The sequence below is a fragment of the Leclercia adecarboxylata genome (assembly GCF_006171285.1).
Classification (GTDB): Bacteria; Pseudomonadota; Gammaproteobacteria; order Enterobacterales; family Enterobacteriaceae; genus Enterobacter; species Enterobacter barmai.
This window is the reverse complement of sequence record NZ_CP040889.1, coordinates 1,054,133-1,068,336: the sequence shown is the minus strand read 5'-3', so window position 1 is coordinate 1,068,336 and position 14,204 is coordinate 1,054,133. Positions and strand designations below refer to the sequence as shown.

13 protein-coding genes and 3 tRNA genes are annotated in these 14,204 nt (G+C 56.6%); 7 read left to right on the top strand and 9 right to left on the bottom strand.

Going from position 1 to position 14,204, the window contains the following annotated elements; translation table 11 throughout:
- Positions 1-131: 131 nt before the first annotated feature.
- Entirely contained in the window at positions 132-1,463 is a 1,332-nt protein-coding gene (argA, locus tag FHN83_RS06830) for an amino-acid N-acetyltransferase (RefSeq protein WP_039029909.1), read from the bottom strand.
- A gap of 229 nt (positions 1,464-1,692) precedes the next feature.
- Here argA and amiC point away from each other — a divergent pair, with 229 nt between their 5' ends.
- Positions 1,693-2,946 carry an N-acetylmuramoyl-L-alanine amidase AmiC gene (amiC, locus tag FHN83_RS06825; RefSeq protein ID WP_139563536.1) on the top strand — a complete coding sequence of 418 codons (1,254 nt, stop codon included), beginning with the start codon at positions 1,693-1,695 and terminating at the stop codon, positions 2,944-2,946.
- Positions 2,947-3,049: 103 nt separating this feature from the next.
- Here the strand turns inward: amiC and FHN83_RS06820 are convergent.
- The 3 genes from FHN83_RS06820 to FHN83_RS06810 all read right to left on the bottom strand — a co-directional run bounded on the left by FHN83_RS06820 (position 3,050) and on the right by FHN83_RS06810 (position 3,356).
- A tRNA-Met gene (locus FHN83_RS06820) sits at positions 3,050-3,126 on the bottom strand.
- A 33-nt stretch (positions 3,127-3,159) separates the two neighbouring features.
- A tRNA-Met gene (locus FHN83_RS06815) sits at positions 3,160-3,236 on the bottom strand.
- Between the two features lie 43 nt (positions 3,237-3,279).
- Positions 3,280-3,356, bottom strand: a tRNA-Met gene (locus FHN83_RS06810).
- 207 nt (positions 3,357-3,563) lie between these two features.
- On the opposite strand from FHN83_RS06810, the gene mltA reads away from it, so the two are divergent.
- Complete coding sequence (mltA, locus tag FHN83_RS06805) at positions 3,564-4,661, top strand: murein transglycosylase A (protein WP_039029911.1); 1,098 nt, start codon at positions 3,564-3,566, stop codon at positions 4,659-4,661.
- Between the two features lie 70 nt (positions 4,662-4,731).
- Positions 4,732-5,538 (top strand): tRNA cyclic N6-threonylcarbamoyladenosine(37) synthase TcdA, encoded by an 807-nt coding sequence (tcdA, locus tag FHN83_RS06800; RefSeq protein ID WP_039029912.1) that lies wholly within the window; start codon positions 4,732-4,734, stop codon positions 5,536-5,538.
- Here tcdA and csdE read toward each other — a convergent pair.
- Both csdE and csdA read right to left on the bottom strand, forming a co-directional pair.
- On the bottom strand, positions 5,529-5,969 hold the full coding sequence (gene csdE / locus FHN83_RS06795) for a cysteine desulfurase sulfur acceptor subunit CsdE (RefSeq protein WP_138370539.1): 441 nt from the start codon (positions 5,967-5,969) through the stop codon (positions 5,529-5,531). The two genes, tcdA and csdE, sit on opposite strands and share 10 nt — an antisense overlap.
- Positions 5,969-7,174, bottom strand: a complete 1,206-nt coding sequence (gene csdA, locus FHN83_RS06790) for a cysteine desulfurase CsdA (protein WP_039029914.1) — start codon at positions 7,172-7,174, stop codon at positions 5,969-5,971. The genes csdE and csdA overlap by 1 nt, the downstream gene beginning before the upstream one ends.
- Positions 7,175-7,366: 192 nt before the next feature.
- Between csdA and FHN83_RS06785 the strand changes: the two genes are divergently transcribed.
- From FHN83_RS06785 to rlmM, 4 genes are all read left to right on the top strand, one after another.
- On the top strand, positions 7,367-7,594 hold the full coding sequence (locus FHN83_RS06785; protein ID WP_039029916.1) for a YgdI/YgdR family lipoprotein: 228 nt from the start codon (positions 7,367-7,369) through the stop codon (positions 7,592-7,594).
- 349 nt (positions 7,595-7,943) lie between these two features.
- Complete coding sequence (gene gcvA / locus FHN83_RS06780) at positions 7,944-8,858, top strand: glycine cleavage system transcriptional regulator GcvA (RefSeq protein WP_039029917.1); 915 nt, start codon at positions 7,944-7,946, stop codon at positions 8,856-8,858.
- Between the two features lie 42 nt (positions 8,859-8,900).
- Positions 8,901-9,296, top strand: a complete 396-nt coding sequence (locus FHN83_RS06775; protein ID WP_039029918.1) for a DUF423 domain-containing protein — start codon at positions 8,901-8,903, stop codon at positions 9,294-9,296.
- Positions 9,289-10,389: a 23S rRNA (cytidine(2498)-2'-O)-methyltransferase RlmM gene (gene rlmM / locus FHN83_RS06770; RefSeq protein ID WP_039029919.1), complete on the top strand. Its 1,101-nt coding sequence runs from the start codon at positions 9,289-9,291 to the stop codon at positions 10,387-10,389. The genes FHN83_RS06775 and rlmM overlap by 8 nt, the downstream gene beginning before the upstream one ends.
- 92 nt (positions 10,390-10,481) lie before the next feature.
- On the opposite strand, the gene xni is transcribed toward rlmM, so the two are convergent.
- From xni to FHN83_RS06755, 3 genes are all read right to left on the bottom strand, one after another.
- On the bottom strand, positions 10,482-11,240 hold the full coding sequence (gene xni / locus FHN83_RS06765) for a flap endonuclease Xni (RefSeq protein ID WP_139563535.1): 759 nt from the start codon (positions 11,238-11,240) through the stop codon (positions 10,482-10,484).
- A gap of 113 nt (positions 11,241-11,353) precedes the next feature.
- Complete coding sequence (locus FHN83_RS06760; protein ID WP_139563534.1) at positions 11,354-12,721, bottom strand: L-serine ammonia-lyase; 1,368 nt, start codon at positions 12,719-12,721, stop codon at positions 11,354-11,356.
- 63 nt (positions 12,722-12,784) lie between these two features.
- Positions 12,785-14,074, bottom strand: coding sequence for an HAAAP family serine/threonine permease (locus FHN83_RS06755; RefSeq protein WP_039029922.1), 1,290 nt, complete (start codon positions 14,072-14,074; stop codon positions 12,785-12,787).
- Between the last annotated feature and the right edge of the window lie 130 nt (positions 14,075-14,204).

Here is a 14,204-nt window from a genome sequence, read left to right as displayed (position 1 = left end):
ATACAGTGAACGGAACCACCACCACAGCCGCATGTTCCCCCTCACCCCAGCCCTCTCCCTGAATGGAGAGGGGGCAGACCGTGCCAATATTTATTGTGGTGATCCCTAAACCTGATGGGAGAGGGAAGAGCTTATCCCAGATCCGCCATCAGCACCTTAGAACGACGCTGATAGTTATACATCTCTTTCTTGGTTTCCGGCAGGGAATCAATGTCCACCGGGCTGAACCCCCGCTCCTGGAACCAGTGAATGCTGCGGGTGGTCAGCACGAACAGCTTGCTCAGCCCCATCTGGCGTGCCTGGAGAGCAATTCGCTCCAGCAACACTTCGCCGCGCGACGAGCTGCGGTAATCAGGATGCACCGCCACGCAGGCCATCTCGCCGATCTTCTCTTCCGGGAAGGGATAGAGCGCCGCACAGGCGATGGTCAGGTTATCGCGCTGAATAATGGTGAACTTGTCGATCTCCATCTCCAGCTGCTCGCGGGAGCGACGCACCAGGATCCCCTGCTGCTCCAGCGGGCGGATAAGCTCCAGAATGCCGCCGATGTCGTTGATGGTGGCGCGACGAATTTGCTCCGCGCTCTCCATCACAATCTGCGTCCCGATGCCGTCGCGAGAGAACAGCTCCTGCAGCAGGGCACCATCTTCCTGATAGCTGATCAGGTGGCTGCGGCGCACGCCGCTGCGGCAGGCTTTGATTGCGCCGCGCAGAAAACGCACGGTGCCGGAGTAATAATCACCCTGCGCCTCGAGCGCGTCGACGCGCGCCTGGGCTTCGTTCGGGAACAGCTCGGAGACGATATTCCCCAGCTCGTTAGTCACCCCCTGAGAGGAGCAGAAGCCGATCATTTTCTCAGCCTTCAGCTTGATCGCCAGCTGGGTGGCTATCTCTTCGGAGGTGAGGTTGAAGCTTTCGCCGGTGACGGAGACGGCGACCGGGCCGGTCAGCACAATCGCACCGCCGTCGAGCTGGCGATGGATGGCCTCTTCATCAATACGACGAATACGTCCGCTGTGGCAATAATCCACACCGTCATCCACGCCAAGCGGCTGGGCGATAATAAAATTACCGCTGACCACGTTAATGTGCGCCCCTTGCAGCGGGGTGTTGTTGAGGCTCATCGACAGGCGCGCGGTAATATCCAGCTGCAGCAGACCGGCTGCCTGCTTAACCAGCTCCAGCGTTTTGGCGTCGGTAACGCGGGTATGCTTGTGGTAGATCGGCTCGTGATGGTGCGCGGCCAGATTCTGTTCGATCTGCGGGCGGGCGCCATAAACAACCACCAGGCGGATCCCCAGGCTGTGCAGCAGGCCTATATCATTGACTATGCTGGAGAAATTTTCATGCTCAATGGCTTCGCCACCCAGCATGACGACAAACGTCTTTCCCCGGTGGGCGTTGATATAGGGAACAGAATGACGGAATCCCTGGACCAGTTCGATTCTACGTTCCTTCACCACGGCATAACCCCTCAATGAATGTTTATTCGTAATTTTTGTATTTTTATTCGAATATGCCCTTGCGCGCAAGCCAAAATTTCCTGCGAAGCAAAGAAAAGATTCAGCGAAGTTATCGTTAACGCATGATTGTTTACCCTTTTATGGATGACAGGTTATGCATCATTCGCTAAAGTTTTTGGTCAATTTGGACGTTATGAAAAGTTATTCGATATCTTTGCTCGGGAGAAGCATGTCGGGATCCAGTAAAGCATTAAGTCGTCGCCGCCTGTTACAAGGGGCCGGAGCAATGTGGTTGCTTAGCGTCAGTCAGGTAGGACTTGCCGCCGTCAGTCAGGTCATCGCGGTGCGTGTCTGGCCATCGTCGACCTATACACGCGTGACGGTCGAGTCGAACCGGGTGTTGAATTATAAGCAATTCGCTCTGAGCAACCCGGAACGGGTGGTGGTGGATATCGAAGGCGTAAATCTTAACTCGGTGCTGAAGGGGATGAGCGCCCAGATCCGCGGCGACGATCCTTTTATCAAGTCCGCGCGGGTCGGGCAGTTTGATCCGAAAACCGTGCGCATGGTGTTTGAACTTAAGCAGAACGTGAAACCGCAGCTGTTTGCCCTGGCACCGGTGGCGGGCTTTAAAGAGCGTCTGGTGATGGATCTCTATCCTGCCAACGCGACCGATATTCAGGATCCGTTGCTGGCCCTGCTGGAAGATTACAATAAAGGCGATCTCGAAAAACAGGTGCCGCCAGCGCAAAGCGGCCCGCAGCCGGGCAAAGCCGGGCGCGATCGCCCGATTGTGATCATGCTCGATCCTGGGCACGGCGGAGAGGACTCCGGCGCGGTAGGCAAATACCGGACGCGGGAAAAAGACGTGGTGCTGCAGATCGCCCGTCGCCTGAAGGCCCTGATCGACCGGGAAGGCAATATGCGCGCGTACATGACGCGTAACGAAGATGTCTTTATTCCACTGAAGGTGCGGGTCGCGAAGGCGCAAAAGCAGCGCGCGGATCTGTTCGTCTCCATTCATGCGGACGCCTTTACCAGTCGTCAGCCGAGCGGTTCATCGGTGTTTGCCCTCTCCACAAAAGGGGCGACCAGTACCGCCGCACGCTATCTTGCTGATACCCAGAACGCCTCCGACCTTATCGGTGGGGTGGGAAAGAGCGGGGATCGCTACGTCGACCACACCATGTTCGATATGGTGCAGTCGCTGACCATTACCGACAGTCTGAAGTTTGGCAAAGCGGTGTTGGGTAAGCTCGGCAATGTGAACAAGCTGCATAAGAACAGCGTTGAGCAGGCCGGTTTTGCGGTGTTAAAAGCGCCGGATATTCCGTCGATTCTGGTGGAAACCGCGTTTATCAGTAACGTGGAAGAGGAGCGCAAACTCAAGACGGCGAAGTTCCAGCAGGAAGTGGCAGAGTCGATACTGTCAGGGATTAAGGCTTACTTCTCGGATGGGGCGACGCTGGCAAGACGCGGATAACCTCACCATAGCCCGGCGGCGCTGCGCTTGCGCGGGCCTACGGGTGGGCTGGCGACAAAAACAAAAAAACACCCGAAAGGGTGTTTATTGTTTTTAGAAGTGTTGGTTGCGGGGGCCGGATTTGAACCGACGACCTTCGGGTTATGAGCCCGACGAGCTACCAGGCTGCTCCACCCCGCGGCACCGTACTGCTTGTACTTCTTTAAATTTGATTGGTTGCGGGGGCCGGATTTGAACCGACGACCTTCGGGTTATGAGCCCGACGAGCTACCAGGCTGCTCCACCCCGCGTCCGTCTTTCTGCTTTGCAGAAGATACTTCATCAAATTTTAATTGGTTGCGGGGGCCGGATTTGAACCGACGACCTTCGGGTTATGAGCCCGACGAGCTACCAGGCTGCTCCACCCCGCGTCCGTGGAAGCGCACTATACTCTGCTGACTTTTTGTTGCAACCCTTTTTCGTAAAAATCACCAAATTAGGCGTTGTGTTGCCCGCAATAACGACAGTTAGACTGTTTTTTGCGCAAAATTTGCGTGGGGGAAGGTAATCGCATTTCAATACCCCTGCCGGTTTGTTATCTTCGTTGCGCAGAATCGGGCAACTTATAGATGGGATATATGAAAGGACATTGGGCGAAGTATCTGATGACGGGCGCGATGGTAGCTATTCTGGCTGCCTGTTCCTCCAAACCGACCGATCGCGGTCAGCAATATAAAGACGGGAAACTGACCCAGCCTTTCTCTTTAGTGAACCAGCCGGACGCCGTGGGCGCGCCTATTAATGGCGGAGACTTCGCGGAGCAGGTAAACCAGATCCGCACCGCGTCGCCGCGGCTGTATGGCTCGCAGAACGCCGTCTATAACGCCGTGCAGGACTGGTTACGTGCCGGGGGCGATACCCGCACCATGCGCCAGTACGGTATCGACGCCTGGCAGATGGAAGGCACCGACAACTACGGTAACGTCCAGTTTACCGGCTACTACACCCCGGTGGTGCAGGCGCGCCATACCGCACAGGGTGAGTTCAAGTATCCTATCTACCGCATGCCGCCAAAACGCGGCCGCCTGCCGTCCCGCGCCGAAATCTACTCGGGTGCGCTGAGCGACAACTATGTCCTCGCCTACAGCAACTCGCTGATGGATAACTTCATCATGGACGTGCAGGGCAGCGGCTATATCGATTTTGGTGACGGCAGCCCGCTTAACTTCTTTAGCTACTCCGGCAAGAACGGCCATGCGTATCGCAGTATCGGTAAGGTGCTGATCGATCGCGGGGAAGTGAAACGCGAAGATATGTCGATGCAGGCGATCCGCGAGTGGGGCGAGAAGCACAGCGAATATGAGGTGCGCGAGCTGCTGGAGCAGAACCCGTCGTTTGTCTTCTTTAAACCGCAAAACTTTGCGCCGGTGAAAGGGGCCAGCGCGGTACCGCTGATTGGCCGTGCGTCGGTGGCTTCAGACAAGACGGTGATCCCGCCGGGCACCACGCTGCTGGCCGAAGTCCCGTTGCTGAATAATGAAGGCAAGTTCAGCGGCCAGTACGAGCTGCGTCTGATGGTGGCGCTGGACGTTGGCGGCGCGATTAAAGGCCAGCACTTCGATATTTATCAGGGCATTGGTGCCGATGCCGGCCACCGTGCAGGCTGGTATAACCATTACGGACGCGTATGGGTGCTGAAATCCGCAGCAGGCGCGGGCAACGTGTTTAGCGGCTGAGTGTGGTAATATTGACGCTATGTTTTCCGGGGTGAGGGGCAACTCTCACCCTTTTTACATCTGAGGTCTTATGTCTGTGGTAATGAGCGAAGCCTGGCGCCAGCGTTTTGGTGGCACCGCGCGTTTATATGGTGAAAAAGCCCTGCAGCTGTTTGCCGATGCACACATCTGCGTGGTCGGTATTGGCGGCGTGGGTTCATGGGCGGCGGAAGCGCTGGCACGAACCGGGATCGGCGCCATTACGCTAATCGACATGGATGATGTCTGCGTCACCAACACCAACCGGCAGATCCACGCCCTGCGCGACAGCGTCGGGCTGGCAAAGTCAGAGGTGATGGCGGAGCGCATTCGCCAGATCAACCCGGAATGTCGCGTCACCGTGATTGATGATTTCGTGACTGCCGATAACGTGGCGCAATACATGGGCGCCGGCTACAGCTACGTGATTGACGCCATCGACAGCGTACGCCCGAAAGCGGCCCTCATCGCCTGGTGTCGTCGCAATAAAGTGCCGCTGGTGACCACCGGCGGAGCGGGCGGGCAGATTGACCCGACGCAGATCCAGGTGACTGACCTGGCGAAAACCATTCAGGATCCGCTGGCGGCTAAGCTGCGCGAGCGCCTGAAAAGCGATTTTGGCGTGGTGAAAAACAGTAAAGGCAAGCTGGGCATCGACTGCGTCTTTTCAACGGAAGCGCTGGTCTACCCGCAGGCGGACGGTTCGGTGTGTGCCATGAAGAGTACCGCAGAAGGGCCAAAACGGATGGACTGTGCCTCCGGGTTTGGCGCGGCCACCATGGTGACCGCGAGCTTTGGTTTTATCGCCGTGTCTCATGCCCTGAAAAAGATGATGGCGAAGGCGGAACGTCAGGCCTGACGCGCCGCCTCCAGCACCGCTTCACTGAGCGCAGTCAGCCCCTGGCTGCGCGAGGCGCTGAGCTGGCCGCGAAGCCCCAGTGCATCAAACAGGTCCAGCGGATTTTCGCCCAGGATCTGTGCGGCGCTTTTCCCCTCGATGGCCGTCAGCAGCACGGCCAGCAAGCCGCGAACAATACGTCCTTCGCTGTCGCCATAAAAATGCAGCTTATCCCCAATACGCGTGACCCCAAGCCAGACGCGGTTCTCACAGCCGGGGATCTCTTTCGCCTGGGCCTTAAGCTCATCGGACAGCGCAGGCAGCTGTTTGCCCAACAGGATCAGCTGGCGATATTTATCTTCCCACTGGTTTAGCGGGGCGAAGGTCTGTTTTAACGTCTCTTCAGTGATGACGGTGCCGAACGGGTGTCCGGCCAGAGTTGGGCTTGTCATTAATCCACCAGTAAAGCAAGGGCGCGATCGACGGCGGCAACCAGCGCGTCGACATCGCTTTGGGTGTTATAGGGGGCAAACGAGGCGCGCAGCGTGCCGTTAACGCCCAGCGCCGCCAGCAGCGGCTGGGCGCAGTGCTGACCGGCGCGCAGGGCGATGCCGTACTCCGCCAGCAGCGTCACCATGTCGCTGTGATGGACGCCGGCAAAATCGAACGCCAGCAGGCTCGAATCCTGCACGCGGAATGAGCGAAAACCGGGGCGTTGTTTCAGCGCCTCTTCTGCCAGCGTCGCCAGCCCGCGACTCCAGCTCTCCGCCTGCTGCAGGTCGATATCCGCCAGCCACTCCAGGGCCGCGCTCAGGCCAATGACCCCCGCGACGTTTGGCGTCCCGGCTTCAAGACGATAGGGCACTTCCTGAGTTTTGAAGCCGTCGAAGGTCACCTCGGTGATCATCTTGCCGCCGCCGAGCCACGGGGTCATCTCTTCCAGCAGCGCCGCTTTGCCATACAGCGCGCCGATTCCGGTCGGGCCGTACAGTTTGTGTCCGGAGAAAGCATAGAAGTCGATATCCAGCTGCTGAACATCCGCCGGGAAATGCACTACCCCCTGCGCGCCATCCACCACCACCACCATCCCGCTGGCATGGGCGAGGCTGATAGCGCGGGCGAGATCCGGGCAGCCGCCGGTCACGTTGGACATCTGCCCCAGCGCGAGGATGCGACTGCGCGGGGTGATAAATTCAGGCAGGCGGGCGACATCTGCCAACAAATCAGCGCCCAGGGGGAGCTTCACCACCTTCGCGCCGGTCTGTTCGGCAACCATCAGCCAGGGCACGAGGTTAGCGTGATGCTCCGCCTCGCTGACGATAATCTCATCCCCCGGCTGCAGGCGCGGGCGGGCGTAGCATTGCGCCACCATGTTGATGGCTTCGGTTGTCCCGCGCGTCCAGACAATGTTTTTACCGCTTTCGGCATTGAGCAGACGGGCGACCTGATCCCGCGCCGCTTCGTAGCGCGCGGTTAAGCGTTGCGCCTCGGCAAACTGGCTGCGATGCACGTTGCCCGCGCTCAGGCTGTAAAACTGGTGGGTAGCCTCGATAACCGCCTGAGGCTTGAGGGCGGTTGCGGCGCTATCGAGATAGACGCCAGCATCGGCCAGCGCCGGAAACTGCGCGCGAAAATGGGCAGGGCTGAATGCGTTCATGGAATTCCTCTTCGTGATGATCAGATCGTCGCGCAATTTCCCCGGCAGGGCAAGGAGGTTGATCTCTATCGGAATTGTCTGTTAATCCTGGCGCAACAGACGAAGCAGGTTATGCTGAAAGTGTGTCTGGAGAATGTTTTAGCCTGTTATAAAACACGCTTTGAATAGCATTTATTGCTAAAGGAGAAGAAAATGAAAAAGACTATCGCAATTGCCTCTGCCTGTATGCTTACTTTTGCCCTGAGCGCCTGTTCTGGTAATAACTACGTGATGCACACCAATGACGGCCGCTCCATCGTGTCAGAAGGTAAGCCGCAGACAGATAATGATACCGGTATGATCTCGTATAAGGATGCGAACGGGAACAAACAGCAGATCAACCGCAGTGATGTGAAAGAGATGGTTGAGCTGAACAAGTAAGGATACAGCAGACAAAAAAAAGCACCGCAATTGGGCGGTGCTACATTAATCACTATGGACAGACAGGGTAAATGTACAGGAAGTGAAAAGGTGGTAGTTTTCCTACCGTGGTCTGAATCGCAGACCAATTGCAAACACAACAACACAACATCACAACCGTAAGCCAAAAGCCCATCAGAACACGCATTCCAAAAAAAGCTTTTCGTTCCGGCTCAGGAAGTGCCGCCACTATAGGTATTTGCTGGTAGTTCCTCAACGGACAATTTATAATGGCTCAGATAAAAAAAACTAATAGGTTAAACGTTGTTTCCTGTTTGTTAAAAGCCGTTAACATCTAAGCCAGATAACCATGTCCAAGCGATTACCACCACTTAATGCATTACGTGTATTTGATGCTGCCGCGCGCCATTTAAGCTTCACCCGCGCGGCCGATGAGCTTTTTGTGACTCAGGCCGCAGTAAGTCATCAAATCAAGTCCCTCGAGGATTTTCTGGGCCTCAAGCTGTTCCGCCGCCGCAACCGTTCCCTGCTTCTGACGGAAGAGGGGCAGAGCTATTTTCAGGATATTAAAGAGATATTTTCTCAGCTCACCGAGGCCACCCGTAAGCTACAGGCGCGGAGTGCGAAAGGGGCCCTGACGGTCAGCCTTTTGCCCAGTTTTGCCATTCAGTGGCTGGTGCCGAGGCTCTCCAGCTTTAACTCAGCTTATCCGGGAATCGACGTTCGAATCCAGGCGGTCGACCGTCAGGAAGACAAGCTGGCAGACGATGTCGACGTCGCGATTTTTTATGGCCGCGGTAACTGGCCAGGCCTGCGTGTCGAAAAATTGTACGCAGAATATTTGCTGCCGGTCTGCTCGCCACTACTCTTAACAGGCGAAAAAGCGTTAAAAGCGCCGGAGAATCTGGCGCAGCACACGCTTTTACACGATGCTTCTCGCCGCGACTGGCAAACTTATACCCGCCAGCTCGGTCTTAACCATATAAATGTGCAGCAGGGCCCCATCTTCAGCCATAGCGCGATGGTGTTACAGGCTGCCATCCACGGACAGGGCGTAGCGTTGGCCAACAACGTGATGGCGCAGTCCGAGATTGAGGCAGGCCGCCTGGTTTGCCCCTTTAATGATGTTTTGGTCAGCAAGAACGCATTTTATCTGGTTTGTCATGACAGTCAGGCAGAACTGGGTAAAATAGCCGCGTTTCGCCAGTGGATCCTGGCAAAGGCGGCCAACGAGCAAGAAAAATTCCGCTTCAGGTACGAGTAAATTCTTTTGCGCGCAGGACGCGCATAACTTCAGGACAAAAACATGACCAGCCGTTTTATGCTGATTTTTGCCGCGGTGAGTGGCTTTATTTTTGTTGCGCTGGGCGCCTTTGGCGCACATGTATTACGTAAATCATTGGGTGTGGTCGAGATGGGCTGGATCCACACCGGTCTGGAATATCAGGCGTTTCATACCCTGGCGATCTTCGGACTGGCGGTGGCGATGCAGCGTCGCATCAGCATCTGGTTTTACTGGAGCAGCGTATTTATGGCGCTGGGTACCGTGTTGTTCAGCGGTAGCCTCTACTGCCTTGCGCTGTCGCATTTACGCCTGTGGGCGTTTGTTACCCCGGTAGGTGGCGTCAGCTTCCTGGTCGGGTGGGTATTAATGTTAATCGGTTCGTTCCGTCTGAAACGCAAGGGCGTTGTTCATGAATAAAGTTGTCTTATATTGTCGCCCGGGCTTTGAAAAAGAGTGTGCCGCGGAAATTACTGATAAAGCCGCGAAGCGTGAAGTCTTTGGTTTTGCTCGTGTTAAAGAGAATGCGGGCTATGTTGTTTTCGAATGCTATCAGCCAGAAGACGCGGATAAACTGGTTCGCGACCTGCCGTTCAGCTCGCTGATTTTTGCCCGCCAGATGTTTGTCGCCAGCGAGCTGCTGCAGGATCTGCCGCCAGAAGATCGCATTACCCCTATCGCCGGTATGCTTCAGGGCGTGGTGGAGAAGGGCGGTGAACTGCGCGTTGAGGTTGCAGACACCAACGAAAGCAAAGAGCTGATGAAGTTCTGCCGTAAATTCACCGTGCCGCTGCGCGCTGCGCTGCGTGACAGCGGCGTACTGACCAACTACGAGACGCCAAAGCGTCCGGTGGTGCATGTCTTCTTTATCGCCCCGGGCTGTTGCTACACCGGGTATTCTTATACGACTAACAACTCGCCGTTTTATATGGGGATCCCGCGCCTTAAGTTCCCTTCCGATGCGCCGAGCCGTTCCACCCTCAAGCTGGAAGAGGCGTTCCATATCTTCATTCCGGCCGACGAGTGGGATGAGCGTCTGGCAAACGGCATGTATGCGGTGGATCTGGGGGCCTGTCCGGGCGGCTGGACCTATCAGCTGGTGAAACGCAACATGTGGGTCTACTCCATTGATAACGGCCCGATTGCGCAAAGCCTGATGGATACCGGGCAGGTGACCTGGCTGCGTGAAGACGGTTTCCGCTATCGTCCGAACCGCAATAACATCACCTGGCTGGTGTGCGACATGGTTGAGAAACCGGCGAAAGTGGCGGCGCTGATGGCGACCTGGCTGGTCAACGGCTGGTGCCGCGAGGCGATCTTCAACCTCAAGCTGCCGATGAAAAAACGCTACGAAGAGGTTTCCCAGAACCTGGCGTACATTCAGACCCAACTTCAGGAGCATGGCATTAATGCCGAGATCCAGGCGCGTCAGCTGTACCATGACCGCGAAGAGGTGACGGTGCACGTGCGCCGCTGGTGGGCTGCCGTAGGTGGACGTCGCGACGAGCGATAACGTATATAACGCCCGGTGGCGCTGCGCTTACCGGGCCTACAACAACACTCGTCCCCCCAGGACCGGTAAGCGTAGCGCCACCGGGCAAACATTCATACTCGATCTAACCGTAGCTGCTGCAAATTCCCGTCTAGCTGTAAATCCGTTTGCAATCGCGCCACGTCCCGGCAGATAAAGGCCATCTCTTTGTGGGCCTCCAGTTTTTTACGCCATTTTTCCGGCACCTCATCCAGACGCGCGTAAATCCCTTCCAGATCCTGAAAGTCTGTCAGCAACTGAGCCGCGCTTTTCGGGCCAATGCCCGCCACGCCCGGCACTTTTGAACTGCTGATCCCCGCGAGCCCCCAGTAATCCGGCAGCTGCTGGGGCGATACGCCAAACTCAGCGGCAATAAAGGGGGCATCAAGCCAGCGTTTCTGGAAATAGTCGCGGATGCGGATGGTGGGGGAAAGCAGCTGGCAGTAGCCTTTGTCCGTCGAGACAATAGTGGCCTGATGGCCGGCGCTGGCGATCTTAACCGCCAGAGTGGCAGCGAGATCGTCGGCTTCGTTGCCCTGAGCGCCCCAGCAGGGCACGCCGCGCTGCTCAAAGGCGGCGCGTATCATTGGCATTTCGGCGTGCAGATCGTCCGGCATCGGCGCACGTCCGGCTTTGTAATCCGGCAGACGCTGATGGCGCCAGCCGCTGTTACGCGCCTCATCATCAAACACGGCGACCACATGGCTGGGCTGGCTGTGGCGAATCAGCTGCTCCAGCGCATTCAGGCAGGTATCCTTGCAGGGCGTACCCTGTACCGCGTGAATACGGCGGATAAGGTTCAGCGCGTCGACAATAAGTAAATGAACAGCCACAGATAATCCCTCTTATATCCAGTGGATTAAGGGTAACACCGTCGGCGGAATGAAACTACGAGAGGCGGGAAGAACGGGAAGGAGCCTCGCAAAACAAGGCTCCTTTTTCAGGCTTAGTCGCAGGTGACAATCTTCATCGCCAGGCCACCGCGAGAGGTTTCGCGGTATTTGGCGTTCATGTCTTTCCCGGTTTCATACATGGTTTCGATCACTTTATCGAGGCAGACGCGCGGCTCGCTGGTGCGGCGTAGCGCCATACGTGCGGCGTTAACCGCCTTCACGGAGGCAATCGCGTTACGTTCGATACAGGGCACCTGCACCTGGCCGGCAACCGGATCGCAGGTCAGACCCAAGTTATGCTCCATGCCGATTTCTGCCGCGATGCAGACCTGAGCCGGGCTACCGCCCAGCAGCTCTGCCAGACCCGCCGCCGCCATGGAGCAGGCCACGCCCACTTCACCCTGGCAGCCCACTTCCGCGCCCGAGATCGAAGCGTTCATCTTATACAGCGAGCCAATGGCGCTGGTGACCAGCAGATAGCGGGCCAGCGAGTTGGCGTTCACTTCACGGATGAATTTGTCGTAATAGGCCAGCACCGCAGGAACGATACCGCAGGCACCGTTGGTCGGGGCCGTGACCACGCGGCCACCCGCGGCGTTCTCTTCGTTCACCGCCAGCGCGAACATGTTGATCCAGTCAACGACCGCCATCGGATCGCTGGTGGTTTTGTCGCTGCTGACCAGCATCCGGCGCAGGGCCGCAGCACGGCGCGGGACGCGCAGTTTGCCCGGCAGAACGCCTTCGGTAGTGATACCGCGTTCGATACCGCCGCGCATCACTTCCCAGACGCTGGCAAAGTGCTGCTCCAGCTCTGCTTTGCTGTGCAATGCCAGCTCGTTTTGCATCATCAGGCCGGAGAGTGACAGACCACTCTCATGGCAATGACGCTGAAGGTCGGCTGCCGATTTATACGGATAAGGGACCGCGACAGGCGCGCTGTCCTGCTGCCCAAAATGGTCTTCGTCGACGATAAAACCGCCGCCGATGGAGTAATAGGTTTGGCTGTAAATGGCCTTGTCGCCTGCGAGGGCGGTGATCCGCATGCCGTTTTCGTGCAGCGACAGGTTGTCGGCATGGAAATTCATGCAGCGATCAACCGGGAACTCGACTTCATGTTCACCCTTGGCCAGCAGCAGGCGGCCGTGGGTGTTTACGTCCTGGATAAAGGTCGGGATGGCGTCAATATCAACGCTATCCGGCAGGTTGCCCGCCAGGCCCATAATGATGGCGATATCGGTATGGTGACCTTTGCCGGTCAGCGACAGTGAGCCATAGACATCCACAACCACGCGGGTGGTGTCGTGCAGCATTCCGCGCGCAATAAGATCGTCCGTGAACTGTTTACCCGCTTTCATTGGCCCGACGGTGTGCGAACTGGAAGGACCAATACCAATTTTAAAAATATCGAAAACGCTAATCATGATGCGTCCGTTGCTTTACGTCAGAGGAGAAGAGTGCGCCGTCCGAAGACGGCGCGGGAGGAATTAAGCGAACAGCGAGAAGAAGATAGCGGAGATAGCAATCAGACCCATAATCACAACGAAGACGTTGCTGATATGGCCGCTGTATTTACGCATCGCTGGCACTTTCTGAATCGCGTACATCGGCATCAGGAACAGGATCATCGCGATAACCGGGCCGCCCAGGGTTTCGATCATGCCGAGGATGCTCGGGTTCAGGGTCGCAACCGCCCAGGTGGTCAGTAGCATGAACAGGGCAGTGATCTTGTTCAGCTTGTTGATTTCAATGCTCTTGCCTTTGCCGCGCAGAGATTTAATCACCATGCCGTTAAAGCCTTCACGTGCGCCCAGGTAGTGGCCGAGGAAGGATTTGGTGATAGCGATAATCGCGATGATTGGCGCCATCCAGGCAATAACCGGTGCATTAAAGTGGTTTGCCAGGTAAGACAGAATCGAGATGTTCTGCTCTTTTGCCGCCGCCAGATCCGCCGGGGAGAGGCTCAGTACGCAGCTGAAGACGAAGAACATAACGGTCAGCACCATCATCACGTGAGCGCGAGCCAGGATGCTGGAGCACTTCTTCTCGGCACCCTGACCGTACTCTTCACGCTTCGCTACCGCGAAGGAGGAGATGATCGGGGAGTGGTTGAATGAGAAGACCATTACCGGGATTGCCAGCCACAGGGTCATCCACAGGCCGTTACCGGTAGCAGACGCGCTGCTCAGGGAGAGGGTTTCCAGCGCCGCGCCGTTCCACTGTGGGATCAGGTAGCAGGCCAGCACCATCAGGGCAATAACGAACGGGAACACCAGCACGCTCATCGCTTTAACAATCATCTGCTCACCGAAGCGCACGATAGTCATCATGCCGACAATCAGGATCAGCGAAAGAATGGCGCGCGGTGGCGGCGTCATGCCCAGCTGGTGGGTCATGAAGCTGTCAACGGTGTTGGTGATCGCCACGCTATACACCAGCAGGATTGGGTAAATTGCGAAGAAGTAGAGCAGGGTAATCAGCTTACCTGCGCCAATGCCGAAATGCTCTTCAACCACTTCGGTGATGTCTTCACCCGGGTTTTTACCGGACAGCACAAAACGGGTCAGGCCGCGGTGTGCGAAGTAGGTCATCGGGAACGCAATGATTGCCATGATGATCAGCGGAATCAAGCCGCCAACACCCGCGTTAATAGGCAGGAAGAGAACACCAGCGCCGATTGCCGTGCCGTACAGGCCAAGCATCCACATGGTATCGGTTTTACGCCATCCGCTTCGGGTTTCAATCGAAGCAACGGTGCTGGTTTGAGTGGTTTCCATCTGTGTCTCCAGGAGTAGCTAATGTCAGGTTTCTGGTCAAATTCGATGCAAAAAGAGCTAAACGTAATATGAAATTCGCTCAGTGACGGTTTTTATATGATTTTTCTCCGTAACTATCAGCGGGCGGAAA

Coding starts and splice junctions, on each gene's coding strand:
- amiC (WP_139563536.1), top strand. CDS start 1,693: ATGTCGGGATCCAGTAAAGCATTAAGTCGTCGCCGCCTGTTACAAGGG.
- mltA (WP_039029911.1), top strand. CDS start 3,564: ATGAAAGGACATTGGGCGAAGTATCTGATGACGGGCGCGATGGTAGCT.
- tcdA (WP_039029912.1), top strand. CDS start 4,732: ATGTCTGTGGTAATGAGCGAAGCCTGGCGCCAGCGTTTTGGTGGCACC.
- csdE (WP_138370539.1), bottom strand. CDS start 5,969: ATGACAAGCCCAACTCTGGCCGGACACCCGTTCGGCACCGTCATCACT.
- csdA (WP_039029914.1), bottom strand. CDS start 7,174: ATGAACGCATTCAGCCCTGCCCATTTTCGCGCGCAGTTTCCGGCGCTG.
- FHN83_RS06785 (WP_039029916.1), top strand. CDS start 7,367: ATGAAAAAGACTATCGCAATTGCCTCTGCCTGTATGCTTACTTTTGCC.
- gcvA (WP_039029917.1), top strand. CDS start 7,944: ATGTCCAAGCGATTACCACCACTTAATGCATTACGTGTATTTGATGCT.
- FHN83_RS06775 (WP_039029918.1), top strand. CDS start 8,901: ATGACCAGCCGTTTTATGCTGATTTTTGCCGCGGTGAGTGGCTTTATT.
- rlmM (WP_039029919.1), top strand. CDS start 9,289: ATGAATAAAGTTGTCTTATATTGTCGCCCGGGCTTTGAAAAAGAGTGT.
- FHN83_RS06760 (WP_139563534.1), bottom strand. CDS start 12,721: ATGATTAGCGTTTTCGATATTTTTAAAATTGGTATTGGTCCTTCCAGT.
- FHN83_RS06755 (WP_039029922.1), bottom strand. CDS start 14,074: ATGGAAACCACTCAAACCAGCACCGTTGCTTCGATTGAAACCCGAAGC.